Source organism: Glycomyces tenuis DSM 44171, from assembly GCF_000427885.1.
Classification (GTDB): domain Bacteria; phylum Actinomycetota; class Actinomycetes; order Mycobacteriales; family Micromonosporaceae; genus Glycomyces; species Glycomyces tenuis.
This window is the reverse complement of sequence record NZ_ATYW01000022.1, coordinates 45625-59461: the sequence shown is the minus strand read 5'-3', so window position 1 is coordinate 59461 and position 13837 is coordinate 45625. Positions and strand designations below refer to the sequence as shown.

Genomic DNA, 13837 nt, shown 5'->3' with positions numbered 1-13837 from the left:
GGAAGCTTCGATGCCGCAGACCGGCGTCGGCGGCTCGGCATGCGAGACGGACGAAAGGGCGGACGCGTCGGTATGGTGGCAGGGCAACTCACCACGAGTGTGGCGAGCATGTGCGAGGAGCTGTCGGGGAAGGTCAGCGACTCCTCACGCGCCGTCGTCGAGGAGGTGGCCTCCCGGCTGGGGCAGCCCTTGCGCGTCGCCGTCGCCGGCCGCTTGAAGGCCGGGAAGTCGACACTGGTGAACGCCCTCATCGGCCGCCGCGTGGCCCCCACGGCCGCGGGCGAGTGCACCAGGGTGGTCACCCAGTTCCGCTACGGCCCGGCCGACCGCGTCGACGTGATCGACCGCGGCGGCCGCAAGCACGCGGTGCCCCTGGACGCCTCGGGCATGATCCCCACGACGCTGCCGATCCCGGCCGACGACGCGGCCATGATCGACGTGCAGCTGTCCTCGGACCGGCTGCGGGACCTGATCGTGGTCGACACGCCCGGCCTCCAGTCGATCAACACCGACATCTCCGACGCGGCCCGCGAGATGCTGTTCGCCGCGCCCATGGCCGACGACGTCGACGACGACTCCCGTGAGGCCGTCGCCGGCGCCGAGGCGATCATCTACGTGTTCACCCAGCAGGTCCGCGCCGACGACGTCGAAGCGCTCGAGGCCTTCGCCAAGGCCTCCCAGCAGCTGTCGAGCTCCCCGATGAACTCCCTCGCCCTGTACAACAAGGCCGACAAGCTCGCGCCGGGGCCGGGCCAGGACCCGTGGCCGGTCGCCGGGCCGATCGCCGCCGACCAGTCCCAGATCCTGCGCCGCGCCGTGTGCGACGTCGTTCCGGTGGTGGGCCTGCTGGCCGAGACCGCCGAGGCCGGCCTGCTGACCGCGGCCGACTGCGAGGCGCTGCGGACCCTGGCCGGTCTCGACGAGGAGAAGCGGGCGCTCATGCTCGCCTCGGCGGGCCTGTTCACCTCCACCGAAGGCCCGGTCGACGTCGACCAGCGCCGCCGCCTGCTCGAACGGCTCGACCTGTACGGCATCCACTTCGCGATCGCGCACCTCCAGGCCGACCCGCACCTGGCGACCGGGGAGCTGGTGCGCCTGCTGTTCGCCGCCTCGGGGTTCCCCAGGCTGCGCACGACACTGCACCAGATCTTCGGGGTCCGCGCCGACGTCATCAAGGCCGGCTGGGCGCTCTCACGCCTGGACGCGGCGGCCGCCTCAGGGCCGCCCGGCGACCGGGACCTGCTGCGGGGCGCGGTCGAATCGATCGTGGCCCGTCCCGAATACCACCGGCTGCCGCTGTTGGAGGCGGCCGCTTCGGTCACCACCGGGCAGGTCGCCCTGCCCGAGGAGATGGAGGCCGAAGTCGCCCGCCTGGCCCTGACCGACGACGCCGGCGTCGTCCTGGGGCTCCCCGACGCCGCCCGGCCCCAGCTGCGGCGCGCCGCGATCGAGGCCGCCGCGCGCTGGCGGGCGTTCGCCAACGGCGGCGCCACGCCCGCCCAGGCGCGGGTGGCGAACGTGGTGCATCGTGGTTTCCATCTACTGGCGCAACGCCTCGGCTGAGAACGACTAAGGAGCATATTGTGACGTTTCGACTCGGCGGGCCCCTGGTGGGGGCATTGGTCGGCCTCGCCGCCGCCGGCCTCGGCGCCGTGTTCATCGCGGACGACCTGACATGGCGGACCTTCGCCATCGCCTGCGGGCCGGTCGTCATCGCCGCCGTCGTCGCCGTCGCCACCGGCCGGTCCCTCACCGCGCCCGCGAGCGCCCCGCCCGCCCGCCCCGCGCCGGGCCGGGCCCCGGGGGCGAACTCAGGGCCGATCCCGACCGCGCAGCTGGCCGAGCCGGCCCTGGCCGCCCAGACCATCGCCGACCGGGCCGCGCTCGTGGAGGCCTGCATCTGGATGCGCGACCGCGCCACCTCGCCCGCCCTGGCCTCCCAGCTCGACCAGACCTTCCAGCGCGTCGGCGTCGCCGCCGTGGACGCGACCGGTCAGCGCTTCGACCCCGCCGTGCACGAGGCCGGCGCCACCGTCGCCGCCCCCGGCCCGGCCGAGGACGGCATCATCGCCCGCACCGAGACCGTCGGCTACTCCGACCGCGGGCGCCTGCTGCGCCACCCGGTCGTCACCGTCTACCGCGGCCAGGTGCGCGCATGACCACCGCCACCGAGACCAAGCCGAAACCGAAGCCGAACCCGGCCGCGCAGATCCACAAACTGTGCGCCAAGGCCGCCAAGGCCGGGACCGCCTCGCTCAGGTCGGTCGACGCCAAGGCCGCCGCCGAAGTCGACGAAGTCGCCCGCTGGCAGCCCGACAAGCCCGTCGCCGTCGTCGTCGGCGAGACCAAGAGGGGCAAGTCCTCGCTGGTGAACGCGCTGCTGGGCACGCCCGGCCTATCGCCGGTGGACGCCGCGGTCGCCACCACCGCCTACCTCGAGTTCTCCCACGCCGAGCAGGCCTCGGTCCGCGCCTGGCAGCCCGGCGCGGCCGACCCGATGCTGCTGGGCGTGGGCGACCTGCGCAACTGGGCGACGCGCCTGGGCACCATGCCGCCGGGCATGGTCCCGCCGCGGCGGATGCTCGTCGGCCACCCCGCGCCCCTGCTCAAACACCTGTCCATCGTCGACACTCCTGGGACGGGCGGGCTCGACCCCGACCACGCCCAGATCGCGCTCGAAGCGGTCTCGCGGGCGACGTGCCTGATCATGGTGACCGACGCGTCCTCGCCGATGGCCAAGACCGAACTGGACTTCCTGTCCGAGGCGTCCCGGCGGGTCAACTTCGTGGTGTTCGTGCTCACCAAGACCGACACCTTCCCCGGGTGGCGCACCGTCCTGGAGGAGAACCGGGCCCTGATCGAGGCGCACGCGCCCCGCTTCCGGCACGCCCCGCACTTCCCGGTCTCGGCCATGCTCGCCCAGCACGCCCTGGCCTCCCAGGGCCCGACCCGCCAGGCCCTGGCCAAGGAGTCGGGCATCGGCAAGCTCCAGCGGGCGCTGGTGCGCGTCTCCACGGCCGGGAAGGCCCTGGTCGCGGCGAACGTGGTCCGGGCCGTGCGCACCGAGTTCGCGCGCCTGGCCTCCTCGGCGCAGGCCGACATGAAGGCCTACGACCCCGACCCGGCCGCCGCCGACCGCTTGAAAGAGGAGAAGAAGCAGGTCCTGGCGGCCCGCCGCGGCGAGACGAAGAAGGCGAACCTGGCGCTGCGCGTGGAGACCCAGCGGGCCAAGATCGAAGTCCAGGGGCGCCTCAGAACCCACCTCCAGCAGCTTGAGGAGGCCCTGCTCGACGAGGTCGAGAAGGCCAACAAGGCCGCGCTCGAATCCCTCCCGCAGCGCGTCGACATCGCACTCCAGGGCATCGCCGCCCGCCTGTCGGGCGAGCTGCACCAGCGGTTCGTACTCCTGGCCGAGCGGGTGCTGCGGCAGGTGTTCAACGACGACGAGCTGCGCCAGGCGACCAGCTCGATCTCCGCCGGGCTCCGCGCGGCCGCCTCCGGGCGGGCCAGGCGGGACGCGAACACCGACGGAGCGCTGCTCATGGCCTCCTCGGCGGGTGTGGCGATGATGGCCGGGCGGGCGGTCACGATGGGCGCCGGCGCGGTCGGCCTGGGCGCCCTGAGCGGCATCGGCGCGGTCGCCCTGTCGGCGTCGGGCATCGGCGTCGGGCTCGCGGCGGCGGCGTTCCTGCTGTACCGCCGCAAGATCCAGGGCAACCGGCAGGCCGCCAAGCAGTGGATCCAGCGCGTCGTCGCCGAGGCGAGGGCGAACCTCAACGAGGAGATCGGGTTCCGCTTCACCGAGGTCGAGTTCGTGTTCAACTCCACGCTCGACGACGCGCTCGAGCGCCGCGGCGCCGAGTACGACGCGCGGATCTCGGCGGCCGAATCGGCGGCCAAGGCCGACCAGGCGGCCCGCGCGAAGAAGAAAGACGCCCTCAAGCAGCGTCGTGATTCGATGGCGCAGAAGGTGAAACAGCTGGACGAGGTGCTGGCGAAGGCCCGCACGCTCGTGCCGGGCGAGGAGGAATCCGATGGATGAGTTCGACGAGTTCGCCGACGGCGCGGGCGGCGGGCCGGACGGGTTCGACGAGGCCGGCATGGACGACGAGCACCCCTCCTCCGCCTTCGACGATTTCGACGACGACGAGGTTCCCGGCGAGACCGACCTCGAATCGCTCGCCTACGGCTACGGCGACGACGGCGAGGAGGCGGGCCTGGAGGACGGGATCGACGACGCCTTCGACGTCGAGGCCGACTACGACGACGAGGCCCCGGCCGCCGCGGCCGACGAGTCGGCCTACGCCTCGACCTATGAGGACGTGCTCGTCGCCGATGCCGACAACCCGGCCGCGTTCCCGCCCGAGCTGGACCTGGACGTGCCCGAACCGGTCGACGGCTACCCGTGGGTCGACCTGGACACGCTCGGCTCGGCCGAGGCCGAGCCGTGGGTGAACACCGTCGATTCCTCCGACTACGTCGCCGCCGACCTCGACGACGTCGCCTCCGAGGCGCTCTCGCGGTTCTGGGAACAATGATGTAAGCAAAGCGTAAGCCGCTGAAGCGGGGCGCGAGCGCCGGTCGCGTGGAAGATGGAATCGTGACCGACCACACCGTCCCCGACACCGAGGCCGAGCGCGCCCCGGCCCGCGCCTGGGCCCTCGCCGGCCTCGTCGCGGCCCTGAGCGGCCTGGCCGTCGGCCAGCTCGCCGCCGCCCTGTTCGCGCCTCGCGCCGCCCCGCTGTCGGCGATCAGCGACGTCGTCATCGCCGCCTCCCCGCCGCAGGTGACCCAATGGGGCATCGAGACCTTCGGCACCGCCGACAAGCCGCTCCTGCAAGCCGGGATCATCGTCGCCGTCGCCGTGGCCGGGATGCTGGCGGGCATCGCCTGGCGCGCCGCCCGCACCGCCGGGGCGGCCGTCGCCGCGCTCCTGGCGCTCGCCGGCGCCGCGGCCGCCGTCACCCGCCCCGACCTCGGCCCGGCCGCCGCGCTCCCGTCCCTGGCCGCCGGCCTGTGGGCCGCGGGGTGCCTCCATTGGTGGGACACCCGCCGGCCCGAGCGCGACGCGAGCGGTCGGCGCCGTTTCCTGGCCGTGGCCGTCGCCGTCGGCGCGGGTGCGGTCGCCGCCTCGCTCCTGGCCCGCCGCTTCGGCCCCGGCTCGGTCGAAGCCGACCGGGAGGCCTTCACCGTGCCCGAGCCGGACCTGCCGGCCGCCGAACCGGGCCCCGGCGCCGACCTCGACGTCGAGGGCCTCGCCCCGTGGCGCACCCCCAACGCCGACTTCTACCGCATCGACACCGCCATCACCTCCCCGGCCGTCGACGTCGACACCTGGCGCCTGCGCGTCCACGGCATGGTCGGACGGACACGCACCTACACCTTCGACGACCTCCTCGGCCGCGAACTGGTCGAACGCGACATCACCCTGTGCTGCGTGTCCAACCCCGTCGGCGGGGACCTGGTCGGCAACGCCCGCTGGCTCGGCGTCTCCCTGGCCGAGCTCCTCGCCGAGGCCGAACCCGACCCCGGCGCCGACCAGCTCGTGTCGCGCTCGGTCGACGGCTTCACCGCCGGCACGCCCACCGCGATGGTCTTCGACGGCCGCGACGCGCTCATCGCCGTCGGCATGAACGGCGAGCCCCTCCCGGTCGACCACGGCTGGCCCGCCCGCCTGGTCGTCCCCGGCCTGTACGGGTACGTCTCGGCCACCAAATGGCTCACCGAACTCGAACTGACCACCTTCGACGCCTACGACCCGTACTGGATCGAACGCGACTGGGGCCTGCCCGAACCGGTCCACACCGCCTCGCGCATCGACACGCCCCGCTCGGGCGCCGACGCCGGGACGGTGACCGTCGCCGGCGTCGCCTGGGCCCAGCACCGGGGCATCAGCGCCGTCGAACTCAAAGTCGACGACGGCCCCTGGACCGAATGCGAACTGTCCGATGTCGCCACCGACGACACCTGGCGGCAGTGGCGCATCGACTGGGACGCCTCCTCCGGCGAGCACACCCTGACCGTCCGCGCCACCGACGGCGACGGGCGGGTGCAGACCGACGAGGTCGCGCCCACCAAACCGTCCGGCGCGACCGGACTCCACAATGTCAAGATCACCGTGGCGTGAATTTCTCGGACCTCGCGGCACCAAAAAAGGCGTACCGGCGGTAGATTGGCTCCATTACCGTCGAACTCGGCGCGGATACGGCCCGTTCTGACACACAGGACGGGACCGGCCCCCTCGATATGCGCGCCGTCCCATCCCCGTACGACCGACCGGGAGCCGTGTGGTGAACGAACCAGACCACTACCGCATCCTCGGGGTGAGCCCGAAGGCTCCGCGTGGCGAGATCCAGGCCGCCTACCGGCGGCGCCTGCGCGAGACCCATCCCGACCGCGGCGGTGACGAGGACGCCTTCCACCAGGTCCAGGCGGCCTGGGAGACCCTCTCGGACGCGTCGCTGCGCCGCGAGTACGACCTGCTGCGGTTCGGTCGCCGCGCCGCCAAACGCTACGGGCGGGCCGCCGCGCGCCCCTCCCACCGCAAGGTCCGCGGCTGGACCGTCCAGCCCGAGGCCGCGGCCCGCCGGGCCGAGGCGCCCCCCGAGCCCGGGCCCGGCGCGCTCGTCGCCGTCCCCTGGCACGCGCGGCTGCAACGCCGCCGCGCCACCTCCAAGCCTTCACTGTGGACAGAATTGGGGGTGTGCGCGGCCGCCTTCGCCCTGTGGGCCTGGGCGGGATTCGCCTTCGTCGCCGCCGCACTCGCCACCGCCGCGCCGCTGCCGGTCCGGGCCCTGGCGATCCCGCTCGCCCTCGCCGGAGCGATCGCCGTCCTCGGCCAGGTCGCCCGCACCCGCCGCTCCAACGAGCAGACCGCCCCGCCGATCCCCAAAGGCCGCCTCGCCCTGGCCGTCCTGTTCGGCGCCGCCGCGGTCTGGACGGCCGGGCCCGGCTCCTGGCTGGGCTGGTGGCTGGCCCTGTACGCCCTGTCGGGGGCGGCCCTGATCTGGCCCGTCCGCCGCGTCCGCTGGGCCGGGGCGCTGCGCCGCTCGGTCGGCGCGGCCCTGAGGGAGTTCAACGCCTTCGGCCCGGCCGGCACCCGCCCCCGGGCCGACCGCCCCACCGGGCGGCTGCTGCGCGAGGTCTTGACGAACCTGCCCGCGGCGCGGCTGTTCGTCTCCCTGCCTGCCACCGACGACGTCCGCGTCCCGCATGCCATCGTGTGCGGCGACCGCCTCGCGCTGCTGTGCGCCCCGGTCGGCCGCGAAGTCGGCGACGCCGACGCCGCCAATCTCGCCGAGGCCGTCGAACGCATCGCCACCGACCTGCCGGAGGCCCACGTCCACGGCTGGGTGCTGTGGCCGACCCTGCCCGAAGAGGGCCCGACCACCCTCGACGGCGGCGTCGACGACGTCGCCGTCGACGCCGCGGCGGCCGACATCGGCCTGTGGCTGGCCGCCGGCGGCGGCCACTACGACCTGCCGGTGCTCCAGTCCCTGCGGCTGCGCCTGGCCGCGGTCCCCGCGCAGCGCTCGACCTCGCGCGCCCCCGCCGTGCGCGCGTGACCGAACGCACGAGTCGCCTTGGGTCCGAAGTGAGTACAGTGCAAAGCGATGAACGCCATCCGCCGCGCCGACACCCTGGTGGCCGACCGTCTGCGCCAGGCCGCCGCGCGTGAGGCGCTCCCCGGCCCCGCCGCCTGCGCCACGGCCGCCGAGGCCGCCGAGGCGATCAGCGCCGCATCACCCCACGCGGCCCGCTTCCGCGCCGAGATCGCCCAGGCCGTGGCCGGGACCGCGCTCGCCCTCGACGCCGCCAGGCCCCACCCGGCCGAGGTGTGGGTCGGCGCCGCCGCCGCCCACGCCGACCCGACGGTCTGGTTCGAGCAGGCCGTCGTCCTCGGCCACCCCACCCACCCCCTCGCCCGCTCCCGCGGCGCTTTGACCGAGGCCGAGATCCGGGCGTGGGCCCCCGAGCACCGGCCCCGGATCGCCCTCGGCCTCCACCGCCTCCCAGGCCTCGCCGCCGACCCCGACTGGCCGGCCCGGGGCCGAGAGGGGCCGCTGCTGCCGGTCCACCCCTGGCAGGCCGCCCGCCACGGCCTGGCCGCGCCCGAGCGGGCCTGGGAGGGGGCCGCGCCGCTGATGAGCCTGCGCACCGTCTCGACCGGCCGATGGCACGTCAAATGCGCCGTCGACCTCCAACTGACCTCGGCGGTCCGCCACGTCACCCCCGCTGCCATCCACAACGGACCGATCGTGTCGGCGCGGCTCGCCGCGCCCGCCCGCCGCTCGGGCATCACGATCCTGCCCGAGCGCGCCGCGGCCGCCCGCGGACCGGACGGGCCCCGGCCCGACCTGGCCGCGATCATCCGCCCCGCCCCCCACACCCTCGCCGGACCGCGCGTCGTCCCCCTCGCGGCCCTGGCCGAGCCCTGCCCGGCCACCGGCCGCCCCATCGGCGCCGCCATCGCCGGAGCCGAGCTCGACCGGTGGTGGAGCGCCCTCGCCGAGGCCGCCGCGGCACCGCTGCGGCTGTTCGCCGCGACCGGCGCCGCCCTCGAAGCCCACGGCCAGAACACCCTCGTCGCCTTCGACGCGGTCGGCAGGGCGACCGGCCTGGTCTACCGCGACCTGGGCGGCATCCGCGTCCCCTCCGCGGGCTGGCCGTCCCTGCGCGGCGCCTTGAGGTGCGACGACGAGGACGAACGCGTCCGCAAACTCCTGGCCGCCCTGTTCCCGACGACCCTGGGCGCCCTCGTCGACGCCATCGCCGCCTGGAGCGGCACCGCCCCCGGCCGGTGGTGGAAGACCCTGGCCGGGCCCGCCCGGGCGGCCGCGGCCGCCTCGCCCGCGCTGACATCGGCGCTGTTCGCCCCGACCTGGCCGATCAAGGCCACCACCGCGATGCGACTGGCCGACGACCCGCTCGCCGACCTGTGGGCCGGAGTCGACAACCCGCTGGCGGACGCGTGAACCTCACCTCGAAGATCCTGGCCGCCGCCTGGCGCGAGAACCTCAACGGCCTGCGCGAACGCCCCCGGCCGATCCCGTTCACCGCCCACGAGGGCCCGTTCAACCAGCTCACCGTCACCAGCGCCCCCGAGCTCACCCCGCTGGAGGCCCTCGAGGCGATCCTCGGCTCACCCGCCCCGGCCCACCTGGCCGCCGAACTCGCCTCCGCCGAGACCGGCCACGCCATCGCCGCCGCCCGCGGCGCCGAGCGCCGCCGCCACCTCGCCGCCCTGGCCGACCGCGCCGGCGCCTCCTCACTGGCGGCCCTGCTGGCCGGCTGCGCCAAAGACGCCGACGGCACCGCCCGACTGCTGGAGACCCTCGCCACCGACGGCCACCAGCTCCACCCGTGCGCCCGCACCCGCCTGGGCTGGGGCCCGTCCGACTTCGCCCGCTTCGACGTCGAGACGCCCCGCCCGGTCCCCGTCCGGCTCCTGGCCGACCCGACCGGGCTCCTGGCCCGCTCCGGCGGCGACTTCCGCGACCACGCCATGCTGGCCGGCCTCGACCTGCCCGACCCCGTCGTGCCGGTCCACCCCTGGCAGCTCGAGCACCGGATCCTCCCGGCCCACCGGGACCTGTTCGCGACCGGCCGCCTGCGCCTGCTCGACCAGACCGTCCTGGCCTGGCCGACCGCCGCGGTCCGCACCGTCTGCGGCGCCGGGCGCCCCGGCCACCTCAAACTCGCCCTCGGCATCCACATCACCTCCACCAGACGCGACATCTCCCCCGCGACCGCGCGCCTCGCGCCCGCCCTGACCGGCGCCCTCGCCCGCCTGGTCGGGGCCGACGAGCGCCACGCGATCGCGGCCGACCAGGCCGGCGCCTGGCTGCCGGGCTCGCGCGACCTGACGGCGATCGCCCGCGCCCCCCTGGCCGAGGCCGCCCCGCCCGGCACCGTCGTGGTGCCCGCCTCGGCACTGTGCACGGCCTCCCCGGTCACCGGCGCCTCCCTCGCCGCCGAGTACGCCCACTGGGCCGGCGGCGCCGAAGCGTGGATCCGCTCCTACGCGTCCCTGGTGGTCCCGCCGGTGCTGCGCCTGGCCTCGGAGGCCGGGATCGGCCTGGAGGCCCACCTCCAGAACAGCCTGATCGCCTTCGCCGGGCCCGAACCGGTCCGGCTGATCACCCGCGACCTCGGCGGCGTCCGCCTCCACCCTCCCGCGCTGCCGTTCGCCATCGACCTGCCGCCGGACAGCCCCGTCCGCGCCGCCGGACACGGCGAGGTGATCGCGAAAGTGGCCTATACGCTGTTCCAGAACCAGCTGGCCGCGATCGTCCAGGCCCTGGCGCGCGACTGCGGCCTGGACGCCGCCCGCTTCTGGGCCGACCTGGCCGACCTCGTCGCCGGACTCGACCTGCCGCCGGGCGACCGCGACCGCTACCTTGCCGAACGGATGCCGACCAAGGCGCTGCTGACGATGCGGCTCCATCCCGGAACGGAGGTCGAGGCATGGGTCGACAACCCCCTGCACCGGCGAGCGCCGTGACCGACCTCGCCCGGGGACTGCCGTCCCCGGCGTGCGCCTGGATCTACTCGCCCGAGCGCCTCCTCGCCCGCCTCGCCGCGCTCCGCGAGGCCCTCGCCGGGCACACGATCCTGTACGCCATGAAGGCCTGCGCGAACCCGGCGATCCTGGCCGCCGCCACCGAGGCCGCCGACGGCATCGAATGCGCCTCGGCCGGCGAGCTCGGCCGGGCCCTGGAGGCCGGCGCCTCCCGCCTGGCCTTCTCGGGCCCGGCCAAGACCGGCCGCGACTTCGCCCGGGCCGCGGCGGCCGAAGCGGACCTGTGCGTCCACGTCGAACGCCTGGCCGAGCTCGACGGCCTGGCCGAGGCCGGCTTCGGCGGGCCGGTGGCGCTGCGCGTCAACCGCGGGCGGCCCCTGCCCGGCAGCCACCGCATGGCCGGGGAGCCCACCCCGTTCGGCATCGACGCGGCCGAGGTGCCCGCCGCCGCGGCCCGCGCGGCCGCCCTCGGCCTGGACGTGGTCGGCTTCCACCTCCACGCCGTCTCGAACTGCCTGGACGCGGCCGCCTACGCCGCCCACGTCACCGGCGCCCTCGCCTGGGCGCGCGGGGCCGCGGCCGAGGCGCGCATCGACCTGCGCTATGTGAACGTCGGCGGCGGGCTCGGCGCCGACCCCAGGGGCGAGACGATCGACCTGGCCGCCCTCGCGGCCGGCCTCGAGGGCCTCGACGCCGGCGGCGTCGAGCTCGTCTTCGAGCCCGGCCGGTACCTCGCGGCCCCGGCCGGCTGGTATCTGGCCGAAGTCGTCGACGTCAAGACCGTCGCCGGCCGGGCGTTCGCGGTCGTGCGCGGCGGCACCCACCATTTCCGGCTCCCGGCGGCGTGGGGCTACTCGCATCCGTTCACCGTCGTCCCGGTCGACCACTGGGCCCACCCGTGGCCGCGCCCGCGGCTCGACGACGTCGAGGTGCGCGTGTGCGGGGAGCTGTGCACGCCCCGCGACGTCCTCAACGCCGGGCAGCGCGTCGCCTCGCTCGCGGCCGGGGACCGGCTCCTGTTCGCCGACGCCGGCGCCTACGGCTGGGAGATCTCCCACGACCGGTTCCTCGATCACCAGCGGCCCTTGCAGATCGTCATCGACCGGGTCTGAAATCGCCCGCCGCCGAGCGGCGAGAGCATCCGACTACGATGAGGTACCCGGCAACGCCGGAGCGCCGCGACCAGCCCACCGCGGCCGCCCAAGTGACGCGCACCACGCGCCACATGACAATCTAAGACCTCTGCGATCCCTCTCCTTCGAGGAGTAGTCATGCCCAACAAGCGTCACGCCCGCAAGACGCACCGGGACGCGGCGCGGCTGGCCTCGGCCGGCAATCACCAGACCGCGCTGACCGGCTACCACCGCGCGGCCGCCGAATACCGCGACCATCTGCGCACCCGGTCCGACGACGAGTCGGCCCGCACCGAACTGGCCGAGCTCCTCGCCCAGGTCGCCGCCTCCGAGAACGCCTTGAAACAGCCCGGCCGCGCCGCCGTGGCCCTGACCGAGCGCCTGCGTCACCTGCGGGAACTCGACCGGCCCCGCACTGAGCTCGCCGAGGTCGAACTCGACCTGGCCGAGGCCCACCTGCGGGCCGGGCACCTGTTGACCGCCGCCACGGCCGCCGACAGTGCCGTCCGCTCCTACGACCGCCGGGACGCGGTCGACCCGTCGGGGCCGACGTTCTGGGCCCTGGCCGCGGCGCTGGCCCGCAACGCCCGGATCCTGCACCACGCCGCCGACCCCGATCTCGCCGTCGGCGCCGCCGACCAGGCCGCCCGCATGATCCTGGCCATCCCCGGCCAGGGCGACGAGGCGGCCCGGCGCGACTACCTGCGCGACGTGCTCGGTCTGGCGGTCGAGCTGCACGCCGCCGCCGGCCGGGACGCCTACGCCCGCTCGGCCGCCCGGCTGCTGGCCGAGCACTTCCCCGGCGCCGACCCCGCCGCGCCGCACCGCTCGGCCGCGCCGCCGCTGACGCTGCGGGCGGCACTGGTCGCCGCCGGGCGGCTCGGCGTGTTCGCCGACGCGAACCTGATCGACCGCCTGTGCCCCGACCCGGTCGCGCACGATGCGCCGCCGGCGATCTCGGCGCGGTGCGACCCGGGCCTGGCGCCGGTGGCGCTGCACGCCGTGGGCGGCGCGGTCGAGGCGCTGCGGGTGTCCCATCCGGCCCTGGCGTGGCGGATGGCGACCGAGATCCACTATCTGCTGGCCGCGGCCGACCGGGAAGGCGAGCGGAACCTCAGGTTGAACTTCCGCGATCACGGCCCGGTGTGGCTGGCGATGCTGTTGGCCTTGACCGACGCGGTCCGCAGGCAGCGGGATCTGGCGGCGGACCTGGCCGGTGTCCTGGCCGATCTGGTGGAGCGGCTGCGGTCCCGCCACGCCGCCGAAGGGGCCCTGGTCGCCTCGGCGGCGAAGTTCATCGAACTGCACCACCCGGGCCGGTGACAGGCGACGGCGGCCGGGCCGCCGCGCGGTGAAGCGCGGCGGCCCGGCCGTGTCCGTGCCGTCAGGCGAGGTGCCGGTCGGCCCAGGCGTGCATGGCGTCCCGCAGGTAGGCGGCCAGGCCGTGGGCGACCGCGTCGTACGTGGCGGTGAAGGCGGGGTCGTCGGTGTAGAGCGAGCCGAGTCCCTTGTACGCCTCGGCGGTGGGGGCGGTGCCCCACAGCCGCTCCATGAACCGGTAGTGGTCGGCGACGATGGCCTGGACGGCGTCGTCGCCGGAGCCGTCGCCCGCCTCCATGCGGGCGGCGAGGCGCTGGTGGATCTCCTCGAAGCGAGCGGGGATCCGGGCGCGTTCGGCCGGGCTCATCTGCTTGACGGCCCGCTCGCCCGCGTCGACGACGGCGTCGCCCCAGCGGCGCCGCGCTTCGGCCTCGTATTCGGACTGGCGCCCGGCGTCGAGCCCTTCGAACCAGGTTTCGGGTGCCATCGGCTGGCCTCCTTCGAGTTGTCGGATGGTGTCGTCGACGGTGGCGGCCAGGCGGTCGAGGCGTTCGCGTTCGCCCTCGAGCTGCTCGGCGTGGCGGCGCAGGGCCGCGACGGTGTCCAGGCCGCCGTCGAGGATGTCGCCGATGGTCTCCAGCGCCAGGCCGAGGCGCCGCAGCAGCAGGATCTGCTGGAGCCTGAGCAGCTCGCGGTGGCCGTAGTGGCGCATGCCCCCGTGCCCGGTGGCAGCGGGTTCGAGCAACCCGATCGCGTCGTAGTGCCGCAGCGTTCGCGGCGATATGCCGGCCATCTTCGACACCTCGGCGGTCGTCCAGGTCCGCATCGGCTTCCTCTCTCGTCGATGTGCCTTCGACGCTAG

At 75.2% G+C, this 13837-nt stretch carries 11 protein-coding genes; 10 read left to right on the top strand and 1 reads right to left on the bottom strand.

What is annotated here, in order from left to right:
- The first annotated feature begins 108 nt into the window (after positions 1-108).
- From YWW_RS0120895 to YWW_RS0120845, 10 genes are all read left to right on the top strand, one after another.
- Positions 109-1563 carry a dynamin family protein gene (locus tag YWW_RS0120895; RefSeq protein WP_245595479.1) on the top strand — a complete coding sequence of 485 codons (1455 nt, stop codon included), beginning with the start codon at positions 109-111 and terminating at the stop codon, positions 1561-1563.
- Between the two features lie 20 nt (positions 1564-1583).
- Positions 1584-2159, top strand: coding sequence for a nucleotide exchange factor GrpE (locus tag YWW_RS36150; RefSeq protein WP_155830313.1), 576 nt, complete (start codon positions 1584-1586; stop codon positions 2157-2159).
- On the top strand, positions 2156-4042 hold the full coding sequence (locus YWW_RS0120885; RefSeq protein WP_051326123.1) for a dynamin family protein: 1887 nt from the start codon (positions 2156-2158) through the stop codon (positions 4040-4042). Before YWW_RS36150 ends, YWW_RS0120885 begins: the two co-directional genes overlap by 4 nt.
- Entirely contained in the window at positions 4035-4538 is a 504-nt protein-coding gene (locus tag YWW_RS0120880; RefSeq protein ID WP_026931629.1) for a hypothetical protein, read from the top strand. The genes YWW_RS0120885 and YWW_RS0120880 overlap by 8 nt, the downstream gene beginning before the upstream one ends.
- A gap of 62 nt (positions 4539-4600) precedes the next feature.
- Positions 4601-6127 (top strand): molybdopterin-dependent oxidoreductase, encoded by a 1527-nt coding sequence (locus tag YWW_RS32010; protein ID WP_051326122.1) that lies wholly within the window; start codon positions 4601-4603, stop codon positions 6125-6127.
- 163 nt (positions 6128-6290) lie between these two features.
- Positions 6291-7565, top strand: coding sequence for a J domain-containing protein (locus YWW_RS36995; RefSeq protein WP_081687652.1), 1275 nt, complete (start codon positions 6291-6293; stop codon positions 7563-7565).
- 48 nt (positions 7566-7613) lie between these two features.
- A complete protein-coding gene (locus YWW_RS32000; protein WP_051326121.1) occupies positions 7614-8975 on the top strand; it encodes an IucA/IucC family protein in 1362 nt (453 codons plus the stop codon).
- Entirely contained in the window at positions 8972-10504 is a 1533-nt protein-coding gene (locus YWW_RS37850) for an IucA/IucC family protein (RefSeq protein ID WP_051326120.1), read from the top strand. The genes YWW_RS32000 and YWW_RS37850 overlap by 4 nt, the downstream gene beginning before the upstream one ends.
- Complete coding sequence (locus YWW_RS0120850) at positions 10468-11634, top strand: type III PLP-dependent enzyme domain-containing protein (protein WP_026931626.1); 1167 nt, start codon at positions 10468-10470, stop codon at positions 11632-11634. Before YWW_RS37850 ends, YWW_RS0120850 begins: the two co-directional genes overlap by 37 nt.
- Before the next feature lie 159 nt (positions 11635-11793).
- Entirely contained in the window at positions 11794-12978 is a 1185-nt protein-coding gene (locus tag YWW_RS0120845) for a hypothetical protein (protein WP_026931625.1), read from the top strand.
- 61 nt (positions 12979-13039) lie between these two features.
- On the opposite strand, the gene YWW_RS0120840 is transcribed toward YWW_RS0120845, so the two are convergent.
- Entirely contained in the window at positions 13040-13801 is a 762-nt protein-coding gene (locus YWW_RS0120840) for a MerR family transcriptional regulator (RefSeq protein ID WP_026931624.1), read from the bottom strand.
- Positions 13802-13837 lie beyond the last annotated feature (36 nt).

Coding starts and splice junctions, on each gene's coding strand:
- YWW_RS0120895 (WP_245595479.1), top strand. CDS start 109: ATGTGCGAGGAGCTGTCGGGGAAGGTCAGCGACTCCTCACGCGCCGTC.
- YWW_RS0120885 (WP_051326123.1), top strand. CDS start 2,156: ATGACCACCGCCACCGAGACCAAGCCGAAACCGAAGCCGAACCCGGCC.
- YWW_RS0120880 (WP_026931629.1), top strand. CDS start 4,035: ATGGATGAGTTCGACGAGTTCGCCGACGGCGCGGGCGGCGGGCCGGAC.
- YWW_RS32000 (WP_051326121.1), top strand. CDS start 7,614: ATGAACGCCATCCGCCGCGCCGACACCCTGGTGGCCGACCGTCTGCGC.
- YWW_RS0120850 (WP_026931626.1), top strand. CDS start 10,468: ATGGGTCGACAACCCCCTGCACCGGCGAGCGCCGTGACCGACCTCGCC.
- YWW_RS0120845 (WP_026931625.1), top strand. CDS start 11,794: ATGCCCAACAAGCGTCACGCCCGCAAGACGCACCGGGACGCGGCGCGG.
- YWW_RS0120840 (WP_026931624.1), bottom strand. CDS start 13,801: ATGCGGACCTGGACGACCGCCGAGGTGTCGAAGATGGCCGGCATATCG.